Origin of the sequence: Intrasporangium sp. (assembly GCF_030452765.1) — a bacterium.
Lineage (GTDB): Bacteria > Actinomycetota > Actinomycetes > Actinomycetales > Dermatophilaceae > Intrasporangium_A.
The window spans coordinates 1-22,746 of the sequence record NZ_JAKDLO010000057.1; the positions used below are offsets into that span (position 1 = coordinate 1).

Below are 22,746 nucleotides of genomic sequence, written 5' to 3' on the forward strand. Positions count from 1 at the left end.
TCCTCGACACGCAGACTCTGATCGACCAGCTGCGCCAGCTTGGCGAGCTACGCGACGCAGGGGTGCTGACGGAGGCGGAGTTCGAGGTCAAGAAGGCGCAACTGCTGCGCTGACGAGCCACGCACGGCGGACATCCTTCGTCGCCGGACACGAGAGGACCCGCACCGATGCCGGATGACGCCGACCTGCCGCAGCAGGCCACACCAGCAGGGCAGACACGTCAGTCGACCCCGCCCGAGCAGGTGGGTCCCGACGGCACCCATCCCGAAGAGGCGCCGAACACCCGGACACCCTGGTCGCGCGGGGCCGCGATGGCGGCGCTGCTCGCGTCGGGCTTGGTCGGCGGCGCGATCGGCGCGCTGACCGTTTCCAGCCTGTCCCCGACGGACGAGCGCGTCTGCCGCGGCACCGTGGTGGCAGACCGCACGCTGCCGTCCGTCGTGACCGTCCTGACGTCGGGACGGTCCGGCTCCGGCAACGGCACCGGTGAGCTGGTCCGGTCCGGAGGGTACATCCTGACCAACGACCATGTCATCTCCTCGGTGGCCGGCGGCGGCGGCACCGTGGCCGTCCAGTACTCCGACGGAACACAGAGCGAGGCGACGATCGTCGGCCGTGACCCGTCCACCGACCTGGCCGTGCTCAGGGCCGGCGACGAGGGCAAGGACCGGCCGCTGATCCGGATCGGCTCCTCGGAGTCGCTGCGGATCGGCCAGCCGGTCGTCGCGCTCGGCGCGCCGCTCGGCCTGTCGAGCACCGTCACGACGGGGATCGTCAGCGCCTTGGGGCGCCTCGTGTCGGTGCCGTCCGAGACCGGCCCCGCCGCACACCTGGTCGACGCGATCCAGACCGACGCCGCGATCAACCCGGGCAACAGCGGCGGACCGCTCGTCGACTGCGGCGGCGCGCTCGTTGGGATAAACACCGCCATCGCCGTCGTGCCCAGCCCGGAAGGCAGCGCCGGGGGCGGCAGTGTCGGCGTCGGCTTCGCCATCCCGGTCGACCTGGCGAAGCCGATCGCCGACCAGCTGATCACCTCGGGACGGGCCATGCACCCGGACCTCGGCCTCACCGCACGACCGCTCGTCGTCGAGAGCGACACCGTGCCGCAGGGCCTGTTCGTCACCGGGGTCGCCCCAGGTGGCCCGGCGGAGCAGGCCGGCATCAGGGCCGGCGACGTCATCGTCGCGGTCGAGGGCCAACCGGCCCAGTCGGTCGAGCAGCTCGTCGTCAAGACCCTCACCCGCAGCGTCGGCGACACGGTGGCCGTCACGGTCTGGCGCGACGGCAAACGCAGCGACGCGAAGATCGTGCTCGGCGAGCCCCGCTGAGAGCGGAGCTGCCACCAGCGACGCACCGAACCCCCTCGGTCGCTACCTGCCGAGGGGGTTCGGGTGGTCCTTACAGATGAACGGTCAGGTGGCAGGGGCCTCCTTCGGGGCCTCCACGGTCGGCCGCAGCCGGCCGACAGCGATCAGCAGCATGCCTTCGACGAGGGTCTGGATGCCGAGCAGGGTGCCGAGCAGGCTCACCGTGGCTGCCTTGAAGTTGAACAGCACCCACACGCCGAGCAGGATCGAGACCGCGCCGGAGATCAGCACGATCCACCGGCTCTGACTGGACTGCACGGCGGTGACGATGCGGGTCAGGCCGCTGGCGAAGAAGAGCGAGCCGGCCAGCAATGTCAGGGTGGCGGCGCCGAGGACCGGGTTGCGGACGATGAACAGCCCGATCACGAACAGGAGCGCGCCACCCGGGGCGGCCAGGAAGAAGCCCGGGTACGTGGCCGCCGCGGTCGACGGTCAGGACTCGGTCCCGGCCAGCTCCGCGGCGAGCTCCTGCTCGTCCTCGTCGGACAGGGACGTCTGCAGGACCGTCCCACCGAAGCTGGACATCGCCGCGGAGAACTTGTCCTCGGTGATCTTGGTGGCCATGATCACGACCGCCGCCTTGCCCGGTTCGAGCATGCTCTCGACCCGCTCCTTGAACGCCTTGTCGATGCCCGACTTGGCCAGCTTGCCGGAGACGGCGCCCATGAGCCCGCCCACGAGCAGGCCGAACCCGGGAACGAGGAAGAGCAGGCCGAAGAGCATGCCCCACAAGGCGCCGGACGCCGCGGAGACCCCGACGATCTTGCCGGGCGTGTCGACGTGCCGCTTGCCCTCCGCATCGACGCTCACCACGGCCAGCCCCTTCAGGCCGACGACGAAGTCGCGCTGGAGGTCGAGCACCTTCTGGTAGGCCGCCTTCGCGTTGTCGTGGTTGTCATAGCCGAGGACGATGAGGTCGGACATGAGCGCTCCTTGAGAATGTGGGCTCCGACACTTGGCGTCGGTGCTGCTCCCGGCAACATATCGTGAGAGCACGATCCACCGGCCGCGGCTCGGCGCGCCGACGGGTCGCAGTCCAGGTTGGTACTGGCCGCGAGGGAATTCTGGGTCGAGCATCCGGGTTGTCGACTTCAGCGTTCGATCGAACGAGGTGTGCCCATGCAGGATCGTGCTCCCGTCATCTATCTGAGCCACGGCGCGCCGCCACTTGCCGACGACCGCCGCTGGACGGCCGAGCTCGCCCAGTGGTCCGAGGCGCTCGAGAAGCCGCGGAACATCCTCATGGTCTCCGCGCACTGGGAGGACGCCCCCGTCACGCTCGGCTCGAGCACCGGGGCCCCGCTCGTCTACGACTTCTGGGGCTTTCCGCTGCGGTACTACGAGGTCACCTACGACGCCCCGCCGGCCCCGGCCCTCGCCGATGACGTGACGAAGCTGCTCACCACCCCTGGCCATGCCGCGAGCACCCCCGTGCACCGCGACGAGTCGCGCGGCCTCGACCATGGTGCGTACGTCCCGCTCAAGGAGATGTTCCCCGCCGCCGATGTGCCGGTCCTGCAGCTGTCCATGCCGACCCTCGACCCGAGGGGCCTGTTCGAGATCGGCCGACGCCTGGCCCCGCTGCGTGAGGCGGGCACGCTCATCGTCGGCTCGGGTTTCACGACCCACAACCTGCGCTGGTTCCACCCGAGGGAGGACCCGGACGGCACCCCGCCGCAGGCCAGCGCCGAGTTCGACCAGTGGGCCCGCGAGGCGATGGCCGCCCGCGACGTCGACGCACTGCTCGACTTCCTCGCCCGGGCCCCGGCCGCCCGCGAGGCACACCCGCGCACGGAGCACTTCGCGCCGCTCTTCGTGACCCTCGGCGCCGCCTACGAGTCCGGTGGGCTCGAGAACAGCAGCGTCATCGACGGCTTCTGGTTCGGACTGTCGAAGCGGTCCTGGCAGTTCGTGTGAACAGGCGCGAACCGACCCGGCGGGAACACACCCCCAGCCCCCATGCGTTCATCGGGCGTGGGGTCCCCAAAGCGTGGCCGCGACCCGGAACCTCCCCTGACTTCGGGTCGCGGTCCACCCGTTCCGAACTCCAGCAGGTGACGGTTCACCGACCCCGCGCGCACCGTAGAGTGGCCGTTACGCCCCGTTGAGCAGCCGTATGCCGTCCAGCGGGCTCGGTTTGCCGGCTCCCGTCGGGTACGGGGCCGGAGACAAGGGGAAGGACACACACCTCATGACCGACCAGCCGACCGGTGCCCAGGCCGCGGCGGCCGCACCCGCTCCGCTCGCACCGCCGGAGGGCCTCACCCTGACCGCGCCCGCACCGCCGCAGCTCGTCGTCGAGACGGCAGCGCCGAAGATGGCCCCGGCCGTCCCCGAGTCGGCCCTGCCGGGCCTGGATGCCAAGGTCGACGGCTATCTCGACTCGCTCCTGAAGGCCGAGCCCCGCTCGCCCCAGTTCGAGGCCAAGGCGGCCGACGTGCGCACCATGGGCAACGACGAGGTCCGCTTCGCCGCGGAGTCGTCCAACCGGATGCTCCGGATGCCGGTCAAGGCCCTCAACGAGGGAGCGCTCTCGCAAGGCTCGAAGGTCGGCAAGACCCTGCTCGACCTGCGCCGCACCGTCGAGGACCTCGACCCGAGCCAGGCCACCGGGGCAAAGAAGCTGCTCGGCATGATCCCGTTCGGCGACAAGGTCACCGACTACTTCCGCAAGTACCAGTCCGCTCAGCAGCACCTCAACGGCGTCATCCACTCGCTCCAGTCGGGCCAGGACGAGCTGCAGAAGGACAACGTCGCGCTCAACCTCGAGAAGAAGGCGCTCTGGGAGTCGATGGGCCGGCTCAACCAGTACGTCTACGTCGCCGAGCGGCTCGACGCGAAGCTGTCCGCCGAGATCGCGACCCTCGACGCCACCGACCACGAGAAGGCCGAGGTGCTTCGCCAGGACGTGCTGTTCTACGTGCGGCAGAAGCACCAGGACCTATTGACCCAGCTCGCGGTGTCGATCCAGAACTACCTCGCCATCGACATCATCATCAAGAACAACATCGAGCTCATCAAGGGTGTCGACCGGGCCACCACGACGACCGTGTCGGCGCTGCGCACGGCGGTCATCGTCGCGCAGGCCCTCAACAACCAGCAGCTGGTCCTGGACCAGATCACCGCGCTCAACACGACGACCTCGGGCCTGATCGAGCGGACCTCCGAGATGCTCAAGAGCAACTCCGCCCGGATCCAGGAGCAGTCGGCCAGCTCGACGATCGGGATCGAGCAGCTCCAGCGGGCCTTCGCCAACATCTACGAGACGATGGACGCCATCGACACCTTCAAGGTCAAGGCGCTCGACACGATGGCCGCCACGATCGGCACGCTCGAGACCGAGGTCGCCAAGTCGCGGGACTACCTCGACCGGGTCGCGGCCCACGACCAGCGACAGGCCGCCGGTGCCGGGGGCGGGGCCCTCGACCTCGGCGGGTCGCACCGCTGAGCGGTTCGCGGAACGACGCACTGACCGCACCGGCCGACCGAGCAGCCGGGCCGACGAACGACGAAGGGACGATGCAGGGTGGGGATCCGATCGTGGTTCGGGCGCGGCGAGCCCGAAGCACCGGTCCCGCTGCGCCCGGGGCCGCCGAGCGAGGACCAGCTGCGCGCTGCGCTCGCCGGGGTGGAACAGCAGGCCCGCGACGGGCAGGTCCCCGGCGTCGTGCTGTCCCGGCTGTTGCGGGTGACCCGGATCGTGCGTGACACGGTTCCCCGGCTCGCCGAGCTCGGCATCGGCAGCGCCCAGGGCTACAGCGTCATGGCGACCGCCACCGACTACCTGCCCGTCGCGATCGGCAACTACCTGCGGCTGCCCCGCGACTGGGCCGACACCCGCCCGATCGCGAACGGCAAGAGCTCGGTGATGCTCCTCGTCGACCAGCTCGACCTGCTCGGTGCGACGATGGACAAGGTGTATGACGCCGTGCTGCGGGCCGACGCCGAGGCGATCATCGTGCACGGGCAGTTCCTCGAGCAGAAGTTCGGGGCGGGCTCCGGTGGCGGGTCCCTCGGGCTCGACGCGCCGGACCCGACCCCGCAGACGATGCCTCCCGGCGAGCGCCATGACGCGCACCACGGCGTGCCGCCGGGCTCGGGCACCGACCTGACCGGCGACCCGGGCAGCGGCTCCGGCCGCGAGCCCCTCCCCCGCCGCCTGGCACCCCCGGAGTAGCGAGATGACGTCAGTGTCTGCCCTGGAGCAGAGCCTCACCGGGATCGCCCAGGTCGCCCGCGGTGCGGGCTTCGACCCCGCAGCGGCGCGGGACGAGGGGCTGCGCGTGGCCGCCGCGCTCGCCGAGTCGGCGCCCGGCGCCCCGAGCGAGTGGATCGAGGCCGCCGCGCCGGGCACGAGCGGGCTGGCGGCGGTCAACCGCATGTTCTTCGACGCAGCCGTCCGGGGGCGCCGCTGGCGCGAGCACCCCACTGCGCTGCTCAGCGCACTGGTCGCTGCCCGGCACCCGGCCGCGCAGGACTACGCGAGCGCCCTGACCGAAGTCGCCGCGGCCGCGTGCACCCTCGGCGAGCCGAGCATCACGGTGACCGCCAACGCCGCCGCGGCCTCGGCGGCCTACCTCGGCGCGACCCACGGACCGGCACGTCCCGGCGGCGTCCCGTCGGCACCCGCGCCCACCTTCCCCGCTCCCGACCTGGGCAGCGCCCGGCCCACGGGGCTGCTCCCGCAGCTGCCCGCCGGGCCCGGCACCGATGCAGTGCTGCGCTCGTGGGGCCTCGGCCCCCAGCCCCAGCCCACCGGGCCCGTGGCTGACACGCCGAGCGAGCTGAGCGGCATACCCAATCGCATGGATCCTGCTGCCACGCAGGCAGACCCAACGAGCGAGCCCGCTGCGGAGGCTCCCGGGGAGCCCGCGGAGCCGGAGCGGACGGTCGAGGAGCTGCTCGCCGAGCTCGACGCGATGATCGGCCTGCACCGGGTCAAGAAGGAGGTGCACCGGCAGGTCGCCCTGCTCACCGTCGAGAAGCTGCGGGTCGAGGCCGGTCTCAAGCAGAACCGGCTCTCGCGGCACCTGATCTTCGTCGGCAACCCCGGCACCGGCAAGACGACGGTGGCACGGCTCGTCGGCTCGATCTACAAGGCGCTCGAGCTGCTCGACGAGGGCCAGCTCGTCGAGGTCGACCGGTCCGAGCTCGTCGCGGGCTACGTCGGCCAGACCGCGATCAAGACCGCCGAGGTGTGCGCCCGCGCCGTCGGGGGGGTGCTGTTCATCGACGAGGCGTACAGCCTGACCGGCGACCAGTACGCGCAGGAGGCGGTGGGCACCCTCGTCAAGGAGATGGAGGACCACCGCGAGGACCTCGTCCTGATCGTCGCCGGCTACCCCGACCCGATGGCCGGATTCATCGCGAGCAACCCTGGTCTCGCGAGCCGGTTCACCACGACGATCGAGTTCGACGACTACTCCGACGACGAGCTGCTCGCGATCCTCGTCTCGATCGCCACCGCCGCGGACTACGAGCTGACCGAGGACGCCGAGCGCCGGGTGCGCCAGACCTTCGAGGCGACCCCGCGGACACCCGCCTTCGGCAACGGCCGGTTCGCCCGCAACCTCTTCGAGGCGGCGGTCGCCCGCCACGCCTGGCGGCTCAAGGACGTCATCGCCCCCACCCGCGACGAGCTGCGGCTGCTCATCGCCGACGACTTCACCGAGCACCCCGACCCCACCCCGCCCGCCGAAGAGCCGGCAACCGACGAAAGCCCCTCCCCCGCGCAAGGCCCATCGCCCGACCAAGGGCCCAGCCCGGTCCCAGCCGGCGATCAGGGCCCGGTCAGGGCAACCCCGGATGGTGGCGGCGCATCCGATCCGGCAGGGTCGAGCACGACCACCGCGACGGAGGATGAGGGATGAGCGTGAGCGCGCCGCGCACGATCCAGGGCTCGCTGCCGACCGCCCCCCGGACGGCGACCGAGGCCCGCAACGCCGTGCGCTCCCTCGTCCACGGCACTCCCGGTCGGATGCGTCTGCTCGGCGCCGTCGCCGTCATCGTGGCACTGGTCCTCGGTGCCGTCTGCGCCCAGGCGCTCATCGGCTCTCGCGCCGCGGCCGACCGGGCCGCCACCAACATCGCGCAGGTGGTGCGCGCCCAGACGATGCAGGTCGACCTCCTGCGCGCCGACGCCCTGGCCACGAACGCCTTCCTGGTCGGCGGTCTCGAGCCGACCGAGCAGCGAGCCGAGTACAACCGGGCGATGACCTCCGTCGCCCAGGGGATCACGCAGGCCGCGGCGGCCCAGCCGGCCGATGCCGACGCACTCGCGGCGCTGGCGGTCAAGGTGCAGTCCTACGCCACGCTCGTGGAGCAGGCCCGCTCGAACAACCGCCTCGGCCTGCCCGTGGGCGCCACCTACCTGACCCAGGCGAGCGCCGGCCTGCGCAGCGACGCGATACCGATCCTCGACGCGATCGTGAAGTCCAACGAGGGCCGCGCGCAGGCCGAGTTCGACCGGGCCGACTCGAGCGGGCTGCTGCTGGTCGGCGTCGGCTCGGTCCTCGTCCTGCTCGGCATCGCCGTCTGGCTCGCCCGCCGGACGCATCGGTACCTCAACGCGCCGCTCTCGGTCGCGATCGTGCTGCTCGCGCTCGCCCTGGTCGTCGCCCTGTCGACGATCGGCACGGTCGCAGCGACCGCCACCGCGGTGCGCACCAACCAGTACCAGGACACCGTCCTGCTCGCCAAGGTCAGCACCGCGGCCAACGACGCACGCGCCAACGAGAGCCTGACCCTCGTCAAGCAGGGGTCGGGCGGGTCCTACGAGAAGGCCTGGCAGCAGAACGCCACGACCGTCGAGAAGGCCCTGACGGGCTACAGCACCGCCCTGCTGAAGCAGTGGCAGGCCTACGTCGGCGGGCACCAGCAGATCCGTAAGCTGGACGACGGCGGCAGCTGGGACGGCGCCGTCGCGCTCGCGACCGACCCCAAGGCCACCGCACCGAGCGCCCGGTTCGCCGAGTTCGACAAGGCCGTCGCGGCGGCCCGGGACGAGGCCAGCCAGACCGCGATCCAGCGGATCGACGGGCTCGGCGGCGCCGCGCCGGCCTACGCCGCCGGCATCGCCCTGCTGTCGCTCATCGCCTGCTGGTTGGTCATCCGGGGTATGGGCAAGCGGATCGAGGAGTACCGGTGACCACGAGCCCGCAGCACGCCTCGGCCCCCAGCCCCGCCGCGCGTCCCGACCGTCGCGGCGGTGCACGCCGTACCCACCGCAATCGCCGCACCCACCGCACCGCCCGCGCGCTGCTCGCCACCGCCGCCTTGGCGAGCCTGACCGCCTGCACCGGGGTGACCTACGCCGAGACGCCGGTCCCGACACCCCCCGCGGCGCCGTCCGGCTCGGCACCGGCGCCCACCCCGCCCGTCACCTGCGACAACCCCCTGCAGACCTACGACCCGTTGCCGAGCATCCCCGCAAGGTCCGCCATCACCGACAAGACGGTCCGCACGATCCTGGACCACGGCCACCTGGTCGTCGGGGTCTCTGCGGACACCTACCTCTTCGGCTCGCGCAACCCGCTCTCGGGCGAGATCGAGGGTTTCGACATCGACATCGCCAAGGCTGTCGCGGGCAGCCTTCTGGGCGACCCGGGCAAGATCCGCCTACGGGTCATCACGGCCGCCGACCGCATCCCACTGCTCGAGAAGCGCCAGATCGACATGGTCGCCCGCAACATGACGATCACCTGCGACCGCTGGCAGCACGTCGCGTTCTCCGCGGAGTACTACCACTCGGGGCAGAAGGTCCTCGTCGCCAAGGGCAACCCGGCCAAGACCCTCGAGGACCTCAAGGGGCAACGGGTGTGCGCGCCCGCGGGCACCTCGTCGCTGACCAACCTCAAGAAGGTCAACGGTCCGATCCCGGTCACCGCCGCGACACACACCGGCTGCCTCGCCCTCTTCCAGCAGGGCAAGGTCGAGGCGATCACCGGCGACGACATCGTGCTGGCCGGCCTGGCCGCACAGGACCCGTATGCCGTCGTCACGTCGGCCCCCGCCATCAGCGACGAGCCGTACGGCCTCGCCTTCAACCGGGCGGACACCTACCTCGTGCGCTACGTCAACCGCCTGCTCGCCGACATGATGACGGACGGCCGGTGGACGGCGATCTACGACCGGTGGCTGCGCAGCGTGCTCGGCAAAGCGCCGGCTCCGCCGAAGGCGGTGTACGGCCGCTCATGACCAGCCCTGCCCAGGCACCGCTCGGCGACGCGCTCCTCGCGCCGCCGGCGCCCGGTGCCCTCGGCGTCCCGGTCGACCCGGCCGCCGCCCAGACCTACCTGGGCGCGTTGCGCGTCTGGGTGGGCCAGCGCCGCGCCGACCTCGACGCCGTCGATGCCGCGGTGCTTCGCCTCACCCCGGACGAGCAGGCCGCGATCACGACCGACCTGACCGTGGCCCTCACCTTCTGGAAGGCGATCAACGACCGTCATCTGCTGCTCGAGACCGTCTTCGACGGCGGCCGCGTCGGCCCGGCGGAGGCCGAGCGGCTCTCCACGCTCATCCACGGCCGGCTCGGCGGCGCCGTCACCGAGTCGCTCTCCGTCCCGGGCGCCGGCTCGCTCGCGGTGAGCTTGCCGGAGGCCTGCCGACTGCTCGACTCGCTGACGCGCACCCTGCAGGCCCGGGCCTCGCTGGCTCCCGGTGTCGCCGAGGCGAGCCAACGGATCACCCTGTTGCGCCAGACCCTCGAGCGGATCCGCGACCAGCTGCCGCTCGTCCCCACCGGCAGCCAGCGGGATGCGGCCGGCACCTCGCTCGGCCGGCTCGACCGGCGCCTGCTCGACCTGACCGAGCGCGCCCGCCGCGGAGCGGACACGGGCGGCATCATCGCACCTCTCGAGATCGACGCCGCAGTCCTCGAGCGCGATCTCATCGTCGCGGCCGCCCAGCGCACCGAGGCCCGCAAGGACCGGGCCCGCCAGACCCAGCGGGTCGCCGAGCTCGACGCGCGCGCCGAGGCGATCCGCGCGCTCGAGCGGGCCTGCGTGGCCGCGATCGATCCGGCCCCGCACCTGGCCATCCCGAACGTGCGCGCGCTGGGACCGGTGCCACAGGCGCCGGCCGAGCTGGCGGCATACCGCCACCGGCTCGATCGGGTCGCGCGCGCGCTCGACCTCGCCCACGCGGCGTATGCCGCCGGCCTTGCCGAGCGCGACGAGATCGTCGGCCTCGTGGGAGCCGTCGCCGCGATGGCAGCGAGCGCCCATCTGACGCCGGAGAGCAAGGACGACCTCGACGAGCTGGGAGCGCGGCTCGACGACGTGCTCGCCACAGCCCCCGTCCGGCTCGACCGCGCCCGCGCCCTCGTGGCTGCCTTCCAGGCCTATGTCGACGCGGCGACCCGGCCCCGCTCCCGAAAGGCAGCCCCATGACCAGGTGCACCCAACCCGGCTGTCCGGGCACCATCGTCGACGGCTACTGCGACGTCTGCGGGATGGCGGCGACGAGCACCCCCGAGGTGCCCGCCGTCACGCCGGCCGCCACCGGAGCCACCGGCGCGAGCGCCTCGGTCGCGACCGCACCGGCGCGGCCCGCACCCGCGAGCCCGGCAGGCTCGGCGTCCGGCGTACCCGACGGCACCCCGTGCGACCAGCCAGGCTGCTCCGGTCACATCGACGACGGCTACTGCGACGTGTGCGGCACCCCGGCGACCCAGGTCGGGCACGTGCAGCTCGCCGACGAGGCGACCATGGCGGCCGGTACCGGCCCGGAGCTCTCGACCCGGTCGACCGCCTCGAGCAACCTTGCCGCGACGGCCCTCGGGTCCCGGCGGGCCCGGCAGGCCGGCAGCATCGCGACCCGGCGCCTGACCGGCTCGCAGCGGCTACGCGCGGCCCGGCTCGGCGGCGGCATCACGAGCGTGCGCCCGGCCCCCGCGATCGACGCCGAGAAGGCCCTGCTGACCGACCCGACGGTTCCGGAGGGCAAGCGGTTCTGCCCCAAGTGCGGAGAGCCGGTCGGCCGTGGCCGCGACGGGCGGCCGGGGCGCACGACAGGGTTCTGCGCCACGTGCCGGCACCCGTTCTCGTTCGATCCCAAGCTGCACACCGGCGACCTCGTCGCCGGACAGTACCTTGTCGCCGGGTGTCTCGCCCACGGCGGCCTCGGCTGGATCTACCTGGCCCAGGACAAGAACGTCTCGGACCGGTGGGTGGTCCTGAAGGGTCTGCTCAACTCGGCCGACCCGGACGCACTCGCGGCAGCGATCGCCGAACAGCGCTTCCTGGCCCAGGTCTCGCACCCGAGCATCGTCGAGATCTACAACTTCGTGACGCACCAGGACGACGGCTACATCGTCATGGAGTACATCGGCGGCACCTCGCTCAAGTCGATCCTCAAGCACCGCATGCAGCAGGTCGGCGCGTACAACCCGCTGCCGGTCGACCAGGCACTGGCGTACATCCTCGAGATCCTCCCGGCGTTCCAGTACCTGCACGACCTCGGCCTGGTCTACTGCGACTTCAAGCCGGACAACATCATCCAGGTCGGCGACGAGGTGAAGCTGATCGACCTGGGCGGCGTCCGGCGGATCGACGACGAGGACTCGGCGATCTTCGGCACCATCGGCTACCAGGCGCCCGAGGTCCCCGAGCTCGGCACGTCGGTCGCCTCCGACATCTACACCATCGGGCGCACGCTCGTCGTGCTGACGATGGAGTTCCGGGGCTACCAGTCCACCTACCTCAACGTCCTGCCCCCGCAGGACTCGAACCCCGTCCTGCAGAAGTACGACTCGTTCTACCGCCTGGTCGCCAAGGCGTGCGCCCCGAACCGTGACGACCGCTTCGTCTCGGCAGACGAGATGCGGTCCCAGATGGTGGGCGTGCTGCGCGAGGTCGTCGCGATCGACCGGGGCGCCGGCGCGGCGACGTCGACCGTCACCTCACTGCTGTTCGAGTCGCCGAGGACCGGTGACGACGCGGACGACTGGCACAACCTGCCGGCGTTGCGGGTCGACCCGCACGACCCGCTGACCGGGTGGCTGCAGACGATCGGCGGCACGCCGACCGAGCGGCTCATGCGACTGAGCCGCCCGCCGAAGGACTCGACCGAGGTGCTGCTGGCCCGGGCCCACGCCGGCCTGGAGACCGGACAGACCGACGTCGCCGACCTCGCCGCGGGACAGCTGCTGGCCGCCGACCCGTGGGAGTGGCGGGCCGTGTGGGTCCAGGGCCTGTCGGCCCTCAAGCGCGGCGACTTCCGCTCTGCACAGGCCGCCTTCAACGCGGTCTACGGCCAGGTGCCGGGCGAGCTCGCCCCGAAGCTCGCCCTCGCCCACGCGAGTGAGAAGGCCGGCGACGACACGGTCGCCGAAGGACTGTATGTCGCCTGCGCCCGCACCGACGCCGCATACGTGCCGATGGCGGCCTTCGGCCTGGCCCGGATCCGCGCCGGGCGAGGCGACGTCGAGGGCGCCGTCGCGGCCTACCGGCTCGTCCCGCCGGAGTCGAGCTCGTACCGCACGGCCCGGTCGGGCCTGGCCGAGCTGCTGACCGGGGCCAACCGCAACCTGGCCGACCTCGCCGAGGCGATGAGCATGATGGCCGAAACCGCGATGGCCCCGCGGCATCGGGCCGAGGTGACGACCCTGATCTACCGGGAGGCACTCGCCCGGGTCGCGAAGGCCGGCAGCTCGGCGCAGACCCTCATCGGGCCGCACAAGGCGACGGTCCCGCAGCTGCGCCTCGGGCTGGAACAGTCGCTGCGCGAGCTCGCCGGGCACACTACCGAGCTCGGGGAGCGGGTCCGGCTCGTCGACGAGGCGAACACGATCCGACCCTGGAGCCTGCTGTGACCCCCGCTTCCGTTCGAGCAGCACCAACCCCCGATCGGGCGCGGGCACCAATCCCGGGTCGAGCGGGCACCGCGTCCGGTCGAGCGGGCACCACAGGACGCAGGGATGAGGCCATGCTGAGCATCCGACGACACAGGGGGACGGACCGATGACCCACCCAGCGCAGGCGCTCCCGAGCTGCCGGTCGTGCGGAGCACCCCACGACGCCGGGGCGAGTTTCTGCGAGGCGTGCGGGGCCGACCTGACCGGCAATGCGGCCGCGGCTCGCACCCTCGACCCGCTCGCCTCCGCGGCGACCCCACAGACCGCACCACCGGGTGACGAGTCGCCGCTCGACACGGGGTGGACCGGCGCCGTCCCGGGCGGCGTCGTGGAGCAGCCGGACGATCTGTGCCGGGCGTGCGGCCAGGGCCGGATCGTCGATGGCTACTGCGACCACTGCGGCACCCCGCCGCCGGACCCCCGCAACCACTTCACCGAGGCACCGAGCACCTGGGTCGCCGGCGTGTGCGACATCGGCCGGCGGCATACCCGCAACGAGGACGCGATGGCGCTCTGTGCGGACGAGCCGATGGGAGCCCGCGCGGTGCTCGTGGTCTGCGACGGCGTCTCGATGGCGACCGACTCCCACATCGCCTCGCTCGCCGCGGCGCAGGAGGCGCGCGACCAGCTGTCCCAGCCCCTCGCCCGCGGCGTCGGGACGCCCGAGGCGCGGGCGGCCGCGACCGCACGCGCCCTGACCACCGCCGTCCTGCGTGCCAACGAGGCGGTCAAGGCGACCGTCACCGAGCCCGTGCCCAACCCACCGTCGTGCACCTTCGCCGCCGCCGTCGTCGAAGCCGGCACTCTCGTCGCGGGCACCGTCGGCGACAGCCGCGTCTACTGGCTGCCCGACGACGCGACCGAGCCGGCACGCCAGCTCGGCGAGGACGACTCCTTCGCCGCCGAACGGATCCGCGCCGGGGTGCCTCGCGAGCAGGCCGAGAACGGACCACAGGCCCACTCGATCACACGGTGGCTGGGCCCGGACGCACCCGAGGACCTGACCCCGCACCTGACGACCATCGCTCCGCACGCACCGGGCTGGTTGCTCGTCTGCTCGGACGGTCTGTGGAACTACTGCTCCGAGCCCGGGGACCTTCGCGACCTCGTCGCGACGACGACGGCCGCGGTCGGGGACGAGCCCGAGAGGCTCGCGCAGGCCCTGGTGGACTTCGCCAACGACAAGGGTGGTCGCGACAACATCACGGTTGCCCTCGCGAGACTGGCCGGGCAAGGATCGAGAGCAGCGACGGGCGCCACCGCGACCCAGGAAGGGGAGCCCACCCATGGCTGACTTCACCGCCGAGGTGTTCCAGAACGAGTTCCTGCCCGCGGGCGGCACGGATGTGCACGGCATCGTGCGGATCACGAGCGCCGGCGCCGCAGCAGGTTCGACGGTGAGCGGGCCGGCGGGCTCGACGGCGAGCCCGCCGCGGGCCGACGGGTCGGCTGCCGAGGTGATCCTCATCGACACGTCGGGCTCGATGGGCCGGCGCGGCGTCCAGCAAGCCGGAGTCGCGGCGACCGCAGCCCTCAAGGAGATCACCGACGGCACCCTGTTCGCCGTCGTGTCCGGCAACGGCACCGCCCAGATCGTCTATCCCGTCTCGCGCCAGAGCGCCCTTGCGGTCATGTCTCCGCAGACCCGCGGCGAGGCGATCCGGGCCGTCGAGCTGCTTCGGGCCAGCGGCGGCACGGCGATGGGGACCTGGCTCACCTTGGCGCGGCGCATCTTCGAGACCGTCCCCCACGTGACCAAGCGGCACGCGATCCTGCTCACCGACGGGGTCAACGAGGGCGAGACCGCGGCGTCCCTGCAGACCGCCCTGCAGTCGTGCGTCGGGGTCTTCCAGTGCGACTGCCGCGGCGTCGGGGACCAATGGCGGGTCGAGGAGGTGCGGGGGATCGCCTCGGCACTGCTCGGCACGGTCGACATCATCCCCGCACCCGAGGAGATGGCGGCGGAGTTCGAGGCGATGATGCGAGCCTCGATGGCGCGCGGCGTCGCCTCGGCGGAGCTGCGGGTCTGGGTGCCCCAGGGGGCCGAGCTGCTCTTCGTCAAGCAGGTCTCGCCGACGCTCGAGGACCTCACGGCACGCCGCACCCCGATCAACCTGCTCACCGGCGCCTACCCGACCGGCGCGTGGACCGACGAGTCACGCGACTACCACGTCGCGGTGCGCCTGCCCGCCCGGACGATCGGTCAGGAGCAGCTGGCCGCGCGGGTCCAGATCTCGATCGGCGACGACGTGCTCGCGCAGGGCCTCGTCAAGGCGAAGTGGTCCAGCGACGACTCCCTGACCACACGGATCGACCCGGCAGTCGCCGCCTACACCGGGCAGGCCGAGCTCGCCGAGGCGATCCAGGAGGGGCTGGCCGCCAAGGCCGCCGGGCAGGACGAGGTCGCGACCGCCAAGCTCGGGCGGGCCGTCCAGCTCGCCGACGAGACGGGCAACGACGAGATGACGACCCGGCTGAAGAAGGTCGTCGAGGTCGACGACGCCGACACGGGGACGGTGCGGCTCAAGAAGTCGGCGTCCAAGATCGACGAGATGTCGCTCGACACCGCCTCGACGAAGACGACCCGGGTGCGCCGATGAGCGCGGTCTGCCCCAACGGCCACACATCGCAGGCCGAGGACTACTGCGACACGTGCGGATCGCCCATCGACGCGTCCGCCGTCACCCCGGCCGCGCCTGGGGTCCCTGCCGGCGAAGCCGCCCGGGCGGGCGAGGAGGGCACCGGCGTGAGCGGGGTGAGCGGCATACCCGCTGGCGGGTCCTCCCTCGACCTCGACGCGCCGGCACCCGCGTCCGAGCTTCCCGCAGCAGTGACGCCGAGCGGGCTCGAGTGCCCGAACTGCCACACCGAGAACTCCGAGGGCGCGCTCTTCTGCGAGGCGTGTGGCTACGACTTCACGACGGGCGCGATGCCGCGCGGGAGCGCCGCGCAGGCCGCTGCTGCCGCCCTCAGCGAGGCGGACGCGCCGGAGCGGGGCGAGTCGTTCGAGTGGGTCGCCGAGGTCTGGGTCGACCCCGACTGGTACGGCACCCAGGAGGCCGAGGACCCGTGCCCGTCACCCGGGCTGCCGACGATCATCCCGCTGCGCCATCGCAGCCTGCTGCTCGGCCGGGTCTCGTCGAGCCGCAACACCAACCCCGAGATCGACCTGTCGACCGATCCAGGGGTGAGCCGGCGGCACGCCCAGCTGACCACGGACGGGTCGCGGTGGTTCGTCGAGGACCTCGCCTCGTCCAACGGCACGTTCGTGGGGGCGGCGTCGGGGTCGCTGCCCGACCAGCCGATCACGGTCGGCCCGAAGCGCGAGCTCGACGACGACGACCGCCTCTACGTCGGGGCCTGGACCCGCGTCGTGGTCCGCCGGGCGACGCCGGACGAGGTCGAGACCTTCGGCTGACGGGGTTGACCGACTGGCTGACCGAGACAGGTTGACCGACTGGCTGACCGAGACTGGTTGACCGAACGGACCGTTCGAGGTCGAGCGGGTCGGTATACCGGCCCGCTCGGTCAGGATCGCCGAGCTCGATCGGCCCAGTCGGTGTCGAGGGCCTCGACCAGCTGCCGCTCGGCATCGGCGAGGTACTCGCGCAGCGCCGCCGCGGCCTCGGGGCGCCGGTCCTGCTCGAGCAGGTCGACGATGGCTGCGTTGCGCTCGAGGTACGGCTCGTGGAAGCGGCGGTCGTCGTCCATGAGGTGGAAGACGAGGCGCATCTCGGTGAGTACGCCGAGCATGAGCTGATCGGCACGGACGCTGCGCCCCATCCGCGCCACGGCGAGGTGGAAGCGCTGGTTCGCCTCGGCGACGGCCTCCGGGCGACCCGCATCGCGTCCCTCGCGGGCCGCGACGACGATGGCACGCAGCTGGGCGACCGCCTCCGGCGAGCATCCCGGACCGAACTCGAGCGCGGCCGGCTCGATGAGCTGGCGCGTCGCGTAGAGGTCCTGGATGTCGCCTCGCGAAGGGGTTGCGACGAAGACGCCTCGGTGGGGCTCCCGCACGGCCAGGCGTTCCGCGACGAGCATCCCGAAGGCTTCACGGATCGTGTTGCGCGAGAAGCCGATCCGCGCGCTGATCGTCTCCTCGGTCAGACGCGTCCCCGATCGTATGGCGCCACCGACGATCTGCTGCCGCAGCACCTCCGCGACCCGTTCCGACGCCGAGGGCATCGCCGCGAGATGGTCGAGATGCTGCAGAGCTGCCGCGAGGCCATCATTGGACACGCGACAACTCTACGACGACATCGAAGAGTTTTTGGATTTGGGTATTGCCATATTGTTCCACAATCCTCTAGTGTTGTGTGACTGGTCACAATGAGGTGACCACGGAACCCCGAAAGGCCACACGGTATGGACGACAAGCTGACCCAGGCCGAGCAGACAGACACACCCGGCACCGGAACGGCAGGACGCAGCGCGCTGCTCGGTGCCATGTTCCTCATGGCGACCTCGGCGATCGGGCCGGGGTTCATCACCCAGACGACGGACTTCACCATGAAGATGGGGGCCGCGTTCGCGTTCGTCATCGTCACCTCCGTCCTCGTCGACATCGCGGTCCAGCTGAACGTCTGGCGCGTCATCGGCGTCTCGGGGCTGCGCGCCAACGAGCTGACCAACCGGATCGTCCCCGGCCTCGGCTGGGGGCTGTCGGCACTCGTCCTGCTCGGCGGCATCGTCTTCAACATCGGCAACATCTCCGGCACGGGCCTGGGCACCGACGCGATGTTCGGGCTCGAGCCGAAGATCGGGGCGATGATCTCCGCGGTCATCGCCATCGCCATCTTCCTCGTCAAGCGGGCCGGCGCCGCCCTCGACCGGATCGTCGTCATCCTCGGCGTGGTGATGATCGCCCTCACGACCTGGATCGCCGTCACGAGCCACCCACCGGTCGGGCTCGCCCTGAAGAACGCCGTGCTCCCCGAGAGCATCAACTTCCTCGCCATCACGACCCTCATCGGCGGCACGGTCGGCGGCTACATCACCTACGCGGGGGCGCACCGGCTCGTCGACTCCGGCCGGGTCGGGCGGCGCCACGCCACCGAGATCTCGAAGACGTCCGTCATCGGGGTCCTCGTCACCGGCGTCATGCGCGCCATCCTCTTCCTCGCCGTCCTCGGGGTCGTCCACGCCGGCGCCACCCTCGCCGCGGACAACCCGTCGGCGAGCGCCTTCCAGTACGCCGCCGGCGAGTTCGGGCTCCGGGCCTTCGGCATCATCTTCTGGGCCGCAGCGCTGACCTCGGTCATCGGCGCGAGCTACACGAGCATCTCGTTCCTGACCACCCAGCGCACCTCCGAGCGGACCCGCGACCTCGCCACGGTCGCCTTCATCGTCCTGTGCTCGGTGCTCTTCCTGCTGCTCGGCAAGGCGCCGGTCAAGCTGCTCATCTTCGCCGGCGGCTTCAACGGGCTGATCCTGCCGATCGGGTTCACCGCGATCCTCTGGGTGGCCTGGCGGCGCCGCGACCTGCTGCATGGCTACGTCTACCCGAAGTGGCTGCTCAGCATCGGCGTCCTGGCCTGGCTGCTCACCCTGTTCCTCGGCTGGGAGTCCATCGCGGGCCTGCAGAAGCTGTGGGGCTGACATGACCGCCATCGACCTCAACTCCGACCTCGGCGAGTCGTTCGGCACCTGGCAGCTCGGCGACGACCCCGCAATGCTCGACATCGTCTCGAGCGCCAACGTCGCCTGCGGCTTCCACGCCGGCGACACCCTGACGCTGCAGCGCACCTGCGCCCAGGCGGCCGAGCGTGGCGTCGTCGTCGGCGCGCAGGTCGGCTACCGCGACCTGGCCGGGTTCGGGCGCCGCTTCATCGACATGGCCCCGGACGAGCTGACCGCCGACGTCCTCTACCAGCTCGGCGCGCTCGAGGCGATGTGCCGGGTTGCCGGGACCCGAGTGGCCTACGTCAAGCCGCACGGGGCCCTCTACAACACGGTCGTCCACCACGAGGCGCAGGCGGCGGCCGTCGTCGCGGCCGTCGTCGCCTACGACGCCGGCCTGCCCGTGCTCGGGCTGCCCGGCTCGGCCTTCCTGCGCCAAGCAACCGAAGCCGGCCTGGCCACGGTCGGCGAGGCGTTCGCGGACCGCGGCTACACCCCCGAGGGCACGCTCGTATCCAGGCGCGAGCCGGGCGCGCTGCTCACCGACCCACAGGTGGTGGCCGCCCGGATGGTCCGGCTGGTCACCGAGGGTCGGATCACGGCCGTCGACGGCACCGACGTCGTGGTCCGAGCCGCCTCCCTGTGTACGCATGGCGACTCCCCCGGAGCGGTCGCCATGGCGCGTGCGGTCCGCGATGCGCTCACCTCGGCCGACATCCGCATCGAGCCCTTCGCGGGACGTGGCTGACATGGCCGGCCCGATACCTGCCGCCGCCAGTCCCGCACCGACCGCACCGACCGCACCGACGGCGTCGGCGAGCGGCTCCGCGGTGCACCCTCGGGTGCTCCCCATGGGCGACACGGCCCTGCTCGTCCAAGTGTCGGACATCGGCGAGGTCCTCGCCCTCGAAGCCCGCCTCGCCACGCTCGTGCGCCGCGGTGAAGGCGTCTGGGCCTCGGTCGATGACCTCGTCCCCGCGGCCCGCACGGTCCTGCTCGTCTCCCGGCCCGGCGCGGACCTCGGTGCGCTGGGGACGGCAGTGCGCGACGTGGCACGCACTCTCGATGCGGACATGCGCACTCTCGACGAGGACAAGCGCACTCTCGATGCGGACATGCGCACTGTCGAGATCCACGTCCGCTACGACGGCCCCGACCTCGACGAGGTGGCCCGGCTCGTCGGGCTCACCCCCAGGCAGGTCGTCGCGGCCCACACCGGCACGTCGTGGCAGGTCGGGTTCGGCGGCTTCGCGCCCGGGTTCGCCTACCTCGTCGGCGGTGACCCCCGCCTCGAGGTGCCGCGCCGCGCCGAGCCTCGCACGCGGGTGCCCGCCGGGGCGGTCGGCCTCGCCGGCCAGTTCAGCGGGATCTACCCGCGCGAGTCCCCCGGCGGCTGGCAGCTGCTCGGCACGACCGACGCCCCGCTGTGGGACCCGGACCGCGACCCGCCCGCCCTGCTGACGCCGGGCACGACGGTGCAGTTCGTCGACGTGGCGGCCCGCTCATGAGCCTCGTCGAGGTCCTCGCCCCGGGTCCGCTCACCTTGCTCGAGGACGCCGGACGTCCAGGGCACATGGCCGTCGGGGTGGGCCGGGCCGGCGCCGCCGACCAGGACTCGTACCGTCTCGGTGGCCGCCTGCTGGGCAACCGCCCCGGTCTCGCCGCGCTCGAGGTCACCCTCGGCGGGCTGCACGTGCGCGCCCAGGGTGACCTGACCGTGTGCCTGACCGGCGCACCTGCCCCGGGCTCTCTCGACGGGCGTCCGGTCCCGCACGCCGCGCCGTTCACGTTCCGCGACGGCCAGGAGCTCAGGCTCGGTATGCCGCCCACCGGGCTGCGCACGTACCTCTCCGTACGCGGCGGGCTGGCAGTCCACGCGGTCCTCGGCTCGCGTTCGAGCGACACGATGTCCGGGCTCGGGCCGGCCGCGGTCGCCGCGGGCGACCGGCTCACCGTCGGCGAGGCCGTCGAGTCCTTCCCCAACGTCGACGTCGCTCCCGTCCCACCTCCCGGGTCGGGGACCGTCGAGCTGGCCGTGCTGCCCGGTCCCCGCCGCGACTGGTTCGCCCGCCCCGAGGCGCTCGGCGAGAGCTGCTGGGTCGTCTCGGGACGCAGCGACCGCAAGGGGATCCGCTTCGAGGGTGAGCCCGTTGAGCGGCATACCGACTGGGCGGAGGCCGAGCTGCCGAGCGAGGGGATGGTGCGCGGGGCCATCCAGGTGCCGCCGGGCGGGCAGCCGGTCCTGTTCCTCAACGACCACCCGGTGACCGGCGGCTACCCCGTGATCGGGGTCGTCCGCTCGGCAGACATCGACCGCGCTGCACAGCTGCGACCGGGTCAGCAGGTCCGATTCCGATGGGAGAACCGATGAGCACGAACTTGTCCACACACCAAGCCCCCTCGCTGCCGGAGGACCCGGCGGCCTTGTCGCCCGGAGACGCTCGCCGCCTCTTCGCCGCCGGGCTGAGCGTCCCGACGTCGGGGTGGTGCGCCGGCTACGCGCAAGCCAACGTCATCGCGGTGCCGAAGGCGCTCGCCTTCGACATGCTGCTCTTCGCCCAGCGCAACCCCAAGCCGTGCCCGATCCTCGACGTCCTCGACTCCGGCGAGGTACGCGGCGGGGTGCTCGGCGGCAAGTCCGGGGCCGGCGACATCCGCACCGACGTGCCGCTCTACCGGGTCTACGAGCGCGGCGAGCTCGTCGCCGAGGTGCCTGACGCGACCGGTCACTGGCGCGAGGACCTGGTGACCTTCCTCGTCGGCTGCTCGTTCACCTTCGAGCACCCGCTCCTGGAGGCGGGAGTTCCGGTCCGGCACATCGATGCAGGGCGCAATGTGCCGATGTACGTGACCTCGAGAAGGTGTCGCTCCGCCGGGGCACTCGGTGGGCCGCTCGTCGTGTCGATGCGGGCCATCCCGGCCGCCCAGGTCGCCGACGCCGTACGGGTGAGCTCGCGCTACCCCGCCGTGCACGGCGCTCCGGTCCACGTCGGTGACCCTGGCGGTCTCGGGATCAGCGATCTCGACGCACCGGAGTTCGGCGACCCGCCGGTCCTCGAGCCGGGTGACGTGCCGGTCTTCTGGGCATGCGGGGTGACCCCCCAGGCGATGGTCATGGAGTCACGTCCCGAGATCGCCATCACCCACTCGCCGGGGCACATGCTCGTCACCGATGCCCGCGACAGTGGGTACGCCGTGCCGTGATCCGGTGACCCGCTGGACACAGGGGCATCGCTGGAGCACCGTGGAAGCACGCGCCGCACCACGACGCCTGTCGAGGCAGGGGCATCATCGTGAACGACCAACTGCGCACGGCACTGCGATCCGGCATGCTCCTGCTCGCCCCGACCGTCTCGCTCGCGGCGGTCCTCGCGGGCTGCGCCGGGCCGCCGCCTCCGCCGTCGCCGCAGACCTTCACGTCGGTGACCACGTTCTCGTCGCCAGCACCGGAGCCGACCACGACTGCCTCGCCGACACGCACCCGCGATGACGTCCAGCCGGTCGCGGTCAGCCTTCCCCGGCTGCCGATCGGCGGGGACTCCACGACCAGCGAGGCCGACGCGGCGCTCCAGTGCGTCGACGTCAGCTGGATCGTCACCAAGACCGACAGCCCCGACATCCCACCGGGCTATGCCGTGCAGGTCACCGGAGCGACCTTCTCCGACAAGGGCTTCGAGGCCGTCACGGGCGCCTGCGAGGCAGCTGCGCCCGCCTGTGTCGGACGCATCATGCGCACCGGCAGCACCCGGTGCTCCTTGGCGGTCCGGGCCCTGCCCGATGCCGACCCGGAGGTCACCGTGCGAGTCGGGCTCGAAGGAACCGCCTACTGCCCCAGCGGCGTTGGGGACCGATGCCAGCGGTTCGCCGACGCGGTCGCGCGAGAGCCGGGCATCACCATAC

At 72.1% G+C, this 22,746-nt stretch carries 21 protein-coding genes and 1 pseudogene; 19 read left to right on the forward strand and 3 right to left on the reverse strand.

Features of this window, described 5'->3' with window-relative positions; genetic code table 11:
• The first annotated feature begins 29 nt into the window (after window positions 1-29).
• Together L0H79_RS09210 and L0H79_RS09215 are read left to right on the forward strand one after the other, a co-directional pair.
• Entirely contained in the window at window positions 30-113 is an 84-nt protein-coding gene (locus tag L0H79_RS09210) for an SHOCT domain-containing protein (RefSeq protein ID WP_301484323.1), read from the forward strand.
• 54 nt (window positions 114-167) lie between these two features.
• Window positions 168-1,331, forward strand: a complete 1,164-nt coding sequence (locus L0H79_RS09215) for a S1C family serine protease (protein ID WP_301484304.1) — start codon at window positions 168-170, stop codon at window positions 1,329-1,331.
• A gap of 84 nt (window positions 1,332-1,415) precedes the next feature.
• Here the strand turns inward: L0H79_RS09215 and L0H79_RS09220 are convergent, their stop codons facing one another.
• Both L0H79_RS09220 and L0H79_RS09225 read right to left on the reverse strand, forming a co-directional pair.
• Window positions 1,416-1,766 carry a DUF308 domain-containing protein gene (locus tag L0H79_RS09220; protein ID WP_367652453.1) on the reverse strand — a complete coding sequence of 117 codons (351 nt, stop codon included), beginning with the start codon at window positions 1,764-1,766 and terminating at the stop codon, window positions 1,416-1,418.
• 36 nt (window positions 1,767-1,802) lie between these two features.
• On the reverse strand, window positions 1,803-2,294 hold the full coding sequence (locus L0H79_RS09225) for a DUF1269 domain-containing protein (RefSeq protein WP_301484305.1): 492 nt from the start codon (window positions 2,292-2,294) through the stop codon (window positions 1,803-1,805).
• 195 nt (window positions 2,295-2,489) lie between these two features.
• On the opposite strand from L0H79_RS09225, the gene L0H79_RS09230 reads away from it, so the two are divergent.
• The 11 genes from L0H79_RS09230 (at window position 2,490) to L0H79_RS09280 (ending at window position 16,642) form a co-directional block, all read left to right on the forward strand.
• Entirely contained in the window at window positions 2,490-3,287 is a 798-nt protein-coding gene (locus tag L0H79_RS09230; RefSeq protein ID WP_301484306.1) for a class III extradiol ring-cleavage dioxygenase, read from the forward strand.
• Window positions 3,288-3,561: 274 nt separating this feature from the next.
• Complete coding sequence (locus L0H79_RS09235; protein ID WP_301484307.1) at window positions 3,562-4,818, forward strand: toxic anion resistance protein; 1,257 nt, start codon at window positions 3,562-3,564, stop codon at window positions 4,816-4,818.
• A gap of 78 nt (window positions 4,819-4,896) precedes the next feature.
• Window positions 4,897-5,547: a hypothetical protein gene (locus tag L0H79_RS09240; RefSeq protein WP_301484308.1), complete on the forward strand. Its 651-nt coding sequence runs from the start codon at window positions 4,897-4,899 to the stop codon at window positions 5,545-5,547.
• A gap of 4 nt (window positions 5,548-5,551) precedes the next feature.
• Window positions 5,552-7,240 carry an AAA family ATPase gene (locus L0H79_RS09245; protein WP_301484309.1) on the forward strand — a complete coding sequence of 563 codons (1,689 nt, stop codon included), beginning with the start codon at window positions 5,552-5,554 and terminating at the stop codon, window positions 7,238-7,240.
• Entirely contained in the window at window positions 7,237-8,517 is a 1,281-nt protein-coding gene (locus L0H79_RS09250) for a hypothetical protein (protein ID WP_301484310.1), read from the forward strand. The genes L0H79_RS09245 and L0H79_RS09250 overlap by 4 nt, the downstream gene beginning before the upstream one ends.
• Window positions 8,514-9,566, forward strand: a complete 1,053-nt coding sequence (locus L0H79_RS09255; RefSeq protein ID WP_301484311.1) for a glutamate ABC transporter substrate-binding protein — start codon at window positions 8,514-8,516, stop codon at window positions 9,564-9,566. Before L0H79_RS09250 ends, L0H79_RS09255 begins: the two co-directional genes overlap by 4 nt.
• Complete coding sequence (locus tag L0H79_RS09260) at window positions 9,563-10,759, forward strand: hypothetical protein (RefSeq protein ID WP_301484312.1); 1,197 nt, start codon at window positions 9,563-9,565, stop codon at window positions 10,757-10,759. The genes L0H79_RS09255 and L0H79_RS09260 overlap by 4 nt, the downstream gene beginning before the upstream one ends.
• The gene (locus tag L0H79_RS09265; RefSeq protein ID WP_301484313.1) at window positions 10,756-13,182 is read left to right on the forward strand and encodes a serine/threonine-protein kinase; all 2,427 of its coding nucleotides are present in this window, start codon (window positions 10,756-10,758) and stop codon (window positions 13,180-13,182) included. The genes L0H79_RS09260 and L0H79_RS09265 overlap by 4 nt, the downstream gene beginning before the upstream one ends.
• 148 nt (window positions 13,183-13,330) lie before the next feature.
• Complete coding sequence (locus L0H79_RS09270; protein ID WP_301484314.1) at window positions 13,331-14,518, forward strand: protein phosphatase 2C domain-containing protein; 1,188 nt, start codon at window positions 13,331-13,333, stop codon at window positions 14,516-14,518.
• A complete protein-coding gene (locus L0H79_RS09275) occupies window positions 14,511-15,824 on the forward strand; it encodes a VWA domain-containing protein (protein WP_301484315.1) in 1,314 nt (437 codons plus the stop codon). The genes L0H79_RS09270 and L0H79_RS09275 overlap by 8 nt, the downstream gene beginning before the upstream one ends.
• The gene (locus L0H79_RS09280; RefSeq protein ID WP_301484316.1) at window positions 15,821-16,642 is read left to right on the forward strand and encodes an FHA domain-containing protein; all 822 of its coding nucleotides are present in this window, start codon (window positions 15,821-15,823) and stop codon (window positions 16,640-16,642) included. Before L0H79_RS09275 ends, L0H79_RS09280 begins: the two co-directional genes overlap by 4 nt.
• Before the next feature lie 110 nt (window positions 16,643-16,752).
• Here the strand turns inward: L0H79_RS09280 and L0H79_RS09285 are convergent, their stop codons facing one another.
• Window positions 16,753-17,466 (reverse strand): GntR family transcriptional regulator, encoded by a 714-nt coding sequence (locus tag L0H79_RS09285; RefSeq protein WP_301484317.1) that lies wholly within the window; start codon window positions 17,464-17,466, stop codon window positions 16,753-16,755.
• A gap of 126 nt (window positions 17,467-17,592) precedes the next feature.
• On the opposite strand from L0H79_RS09285, the gene L0H79_RS09290 reads away from it, so the two are divergent.
• From L0H79_RS09290 to L0H79_RS09315, 6 genes and pseudogenes are all read left to right on the forward strand, one after another.
• Entirely contained in the window at window positions 17,593-18,825 is a 1,233-nt protein-coding gene (locus tag L0H79_RS09290) for an NRAMP family divalent metal transporter (protein ID WP_301484318.1), read from the forward strand.
• 1 nt (window position 18,826) lies between these two features.
• Window positions 18,827-19,594, forward strand: coding sequence for a LamB/YcsF family protein (locus L0H79_RS09295; protein ID WP_301484319.1), 768 nt, complete (start codon window positions 18,827-18,829; stop codon window positions 19,592-19,594).
• Between the two features lie 103 nt (window positions 19,595-19,697).
• Window positions 19,698-20,354: an allophanate hydrolase subunit 1 gene (locus L0H79_RS09300; RefSeq protein WP_301484320.1), complete on the forward strand. Its 657-nt coding sequence runs from the start codon at window positions 19,698-19,700 to the stop codon at window positions 20,352-20,354.
• Window positions 20,351-21,217: a biotin-dependent carboxyltransferase family protein gene (locus L0H79_RS09305; protein ID WP_301484321.1), complete on the forward strand. Its 867-nt coding sequence runs from the start codon at window positions 20,351-20,353 to the stop codon at window positions 21,215-21,217. The genes L0H79_RS09300 and L0H79_RS09305 overlap by 4 nt, the downstream gene beginning before the upstream one ends.
• Window positions 21,214-22,050 carry a putative hydro-lyase gene (locus tag L0H79_RS09310; RefSeq protein ID WP_301484322.1) on the forward strand — a complete coding sequence of 279 codons (837 nt, stop codon included), beginning with the start codon at window positions 21,214-21,216 and terminating at the stop codon, window positions 22,048-22,050. The genes L0H79_RS09305 and L0H79_RS09310 overlap by 4 nt, the downstream gene beginning before the upstream one ends.
• Window positions 22,051-22,139: 89 nt before the next feature.
• Window positions 22,140-22,746 (forward strand): annotated as a pseudogene (locus L0H79_RS09315) (hypothetical protein); the annotation flags it as partial.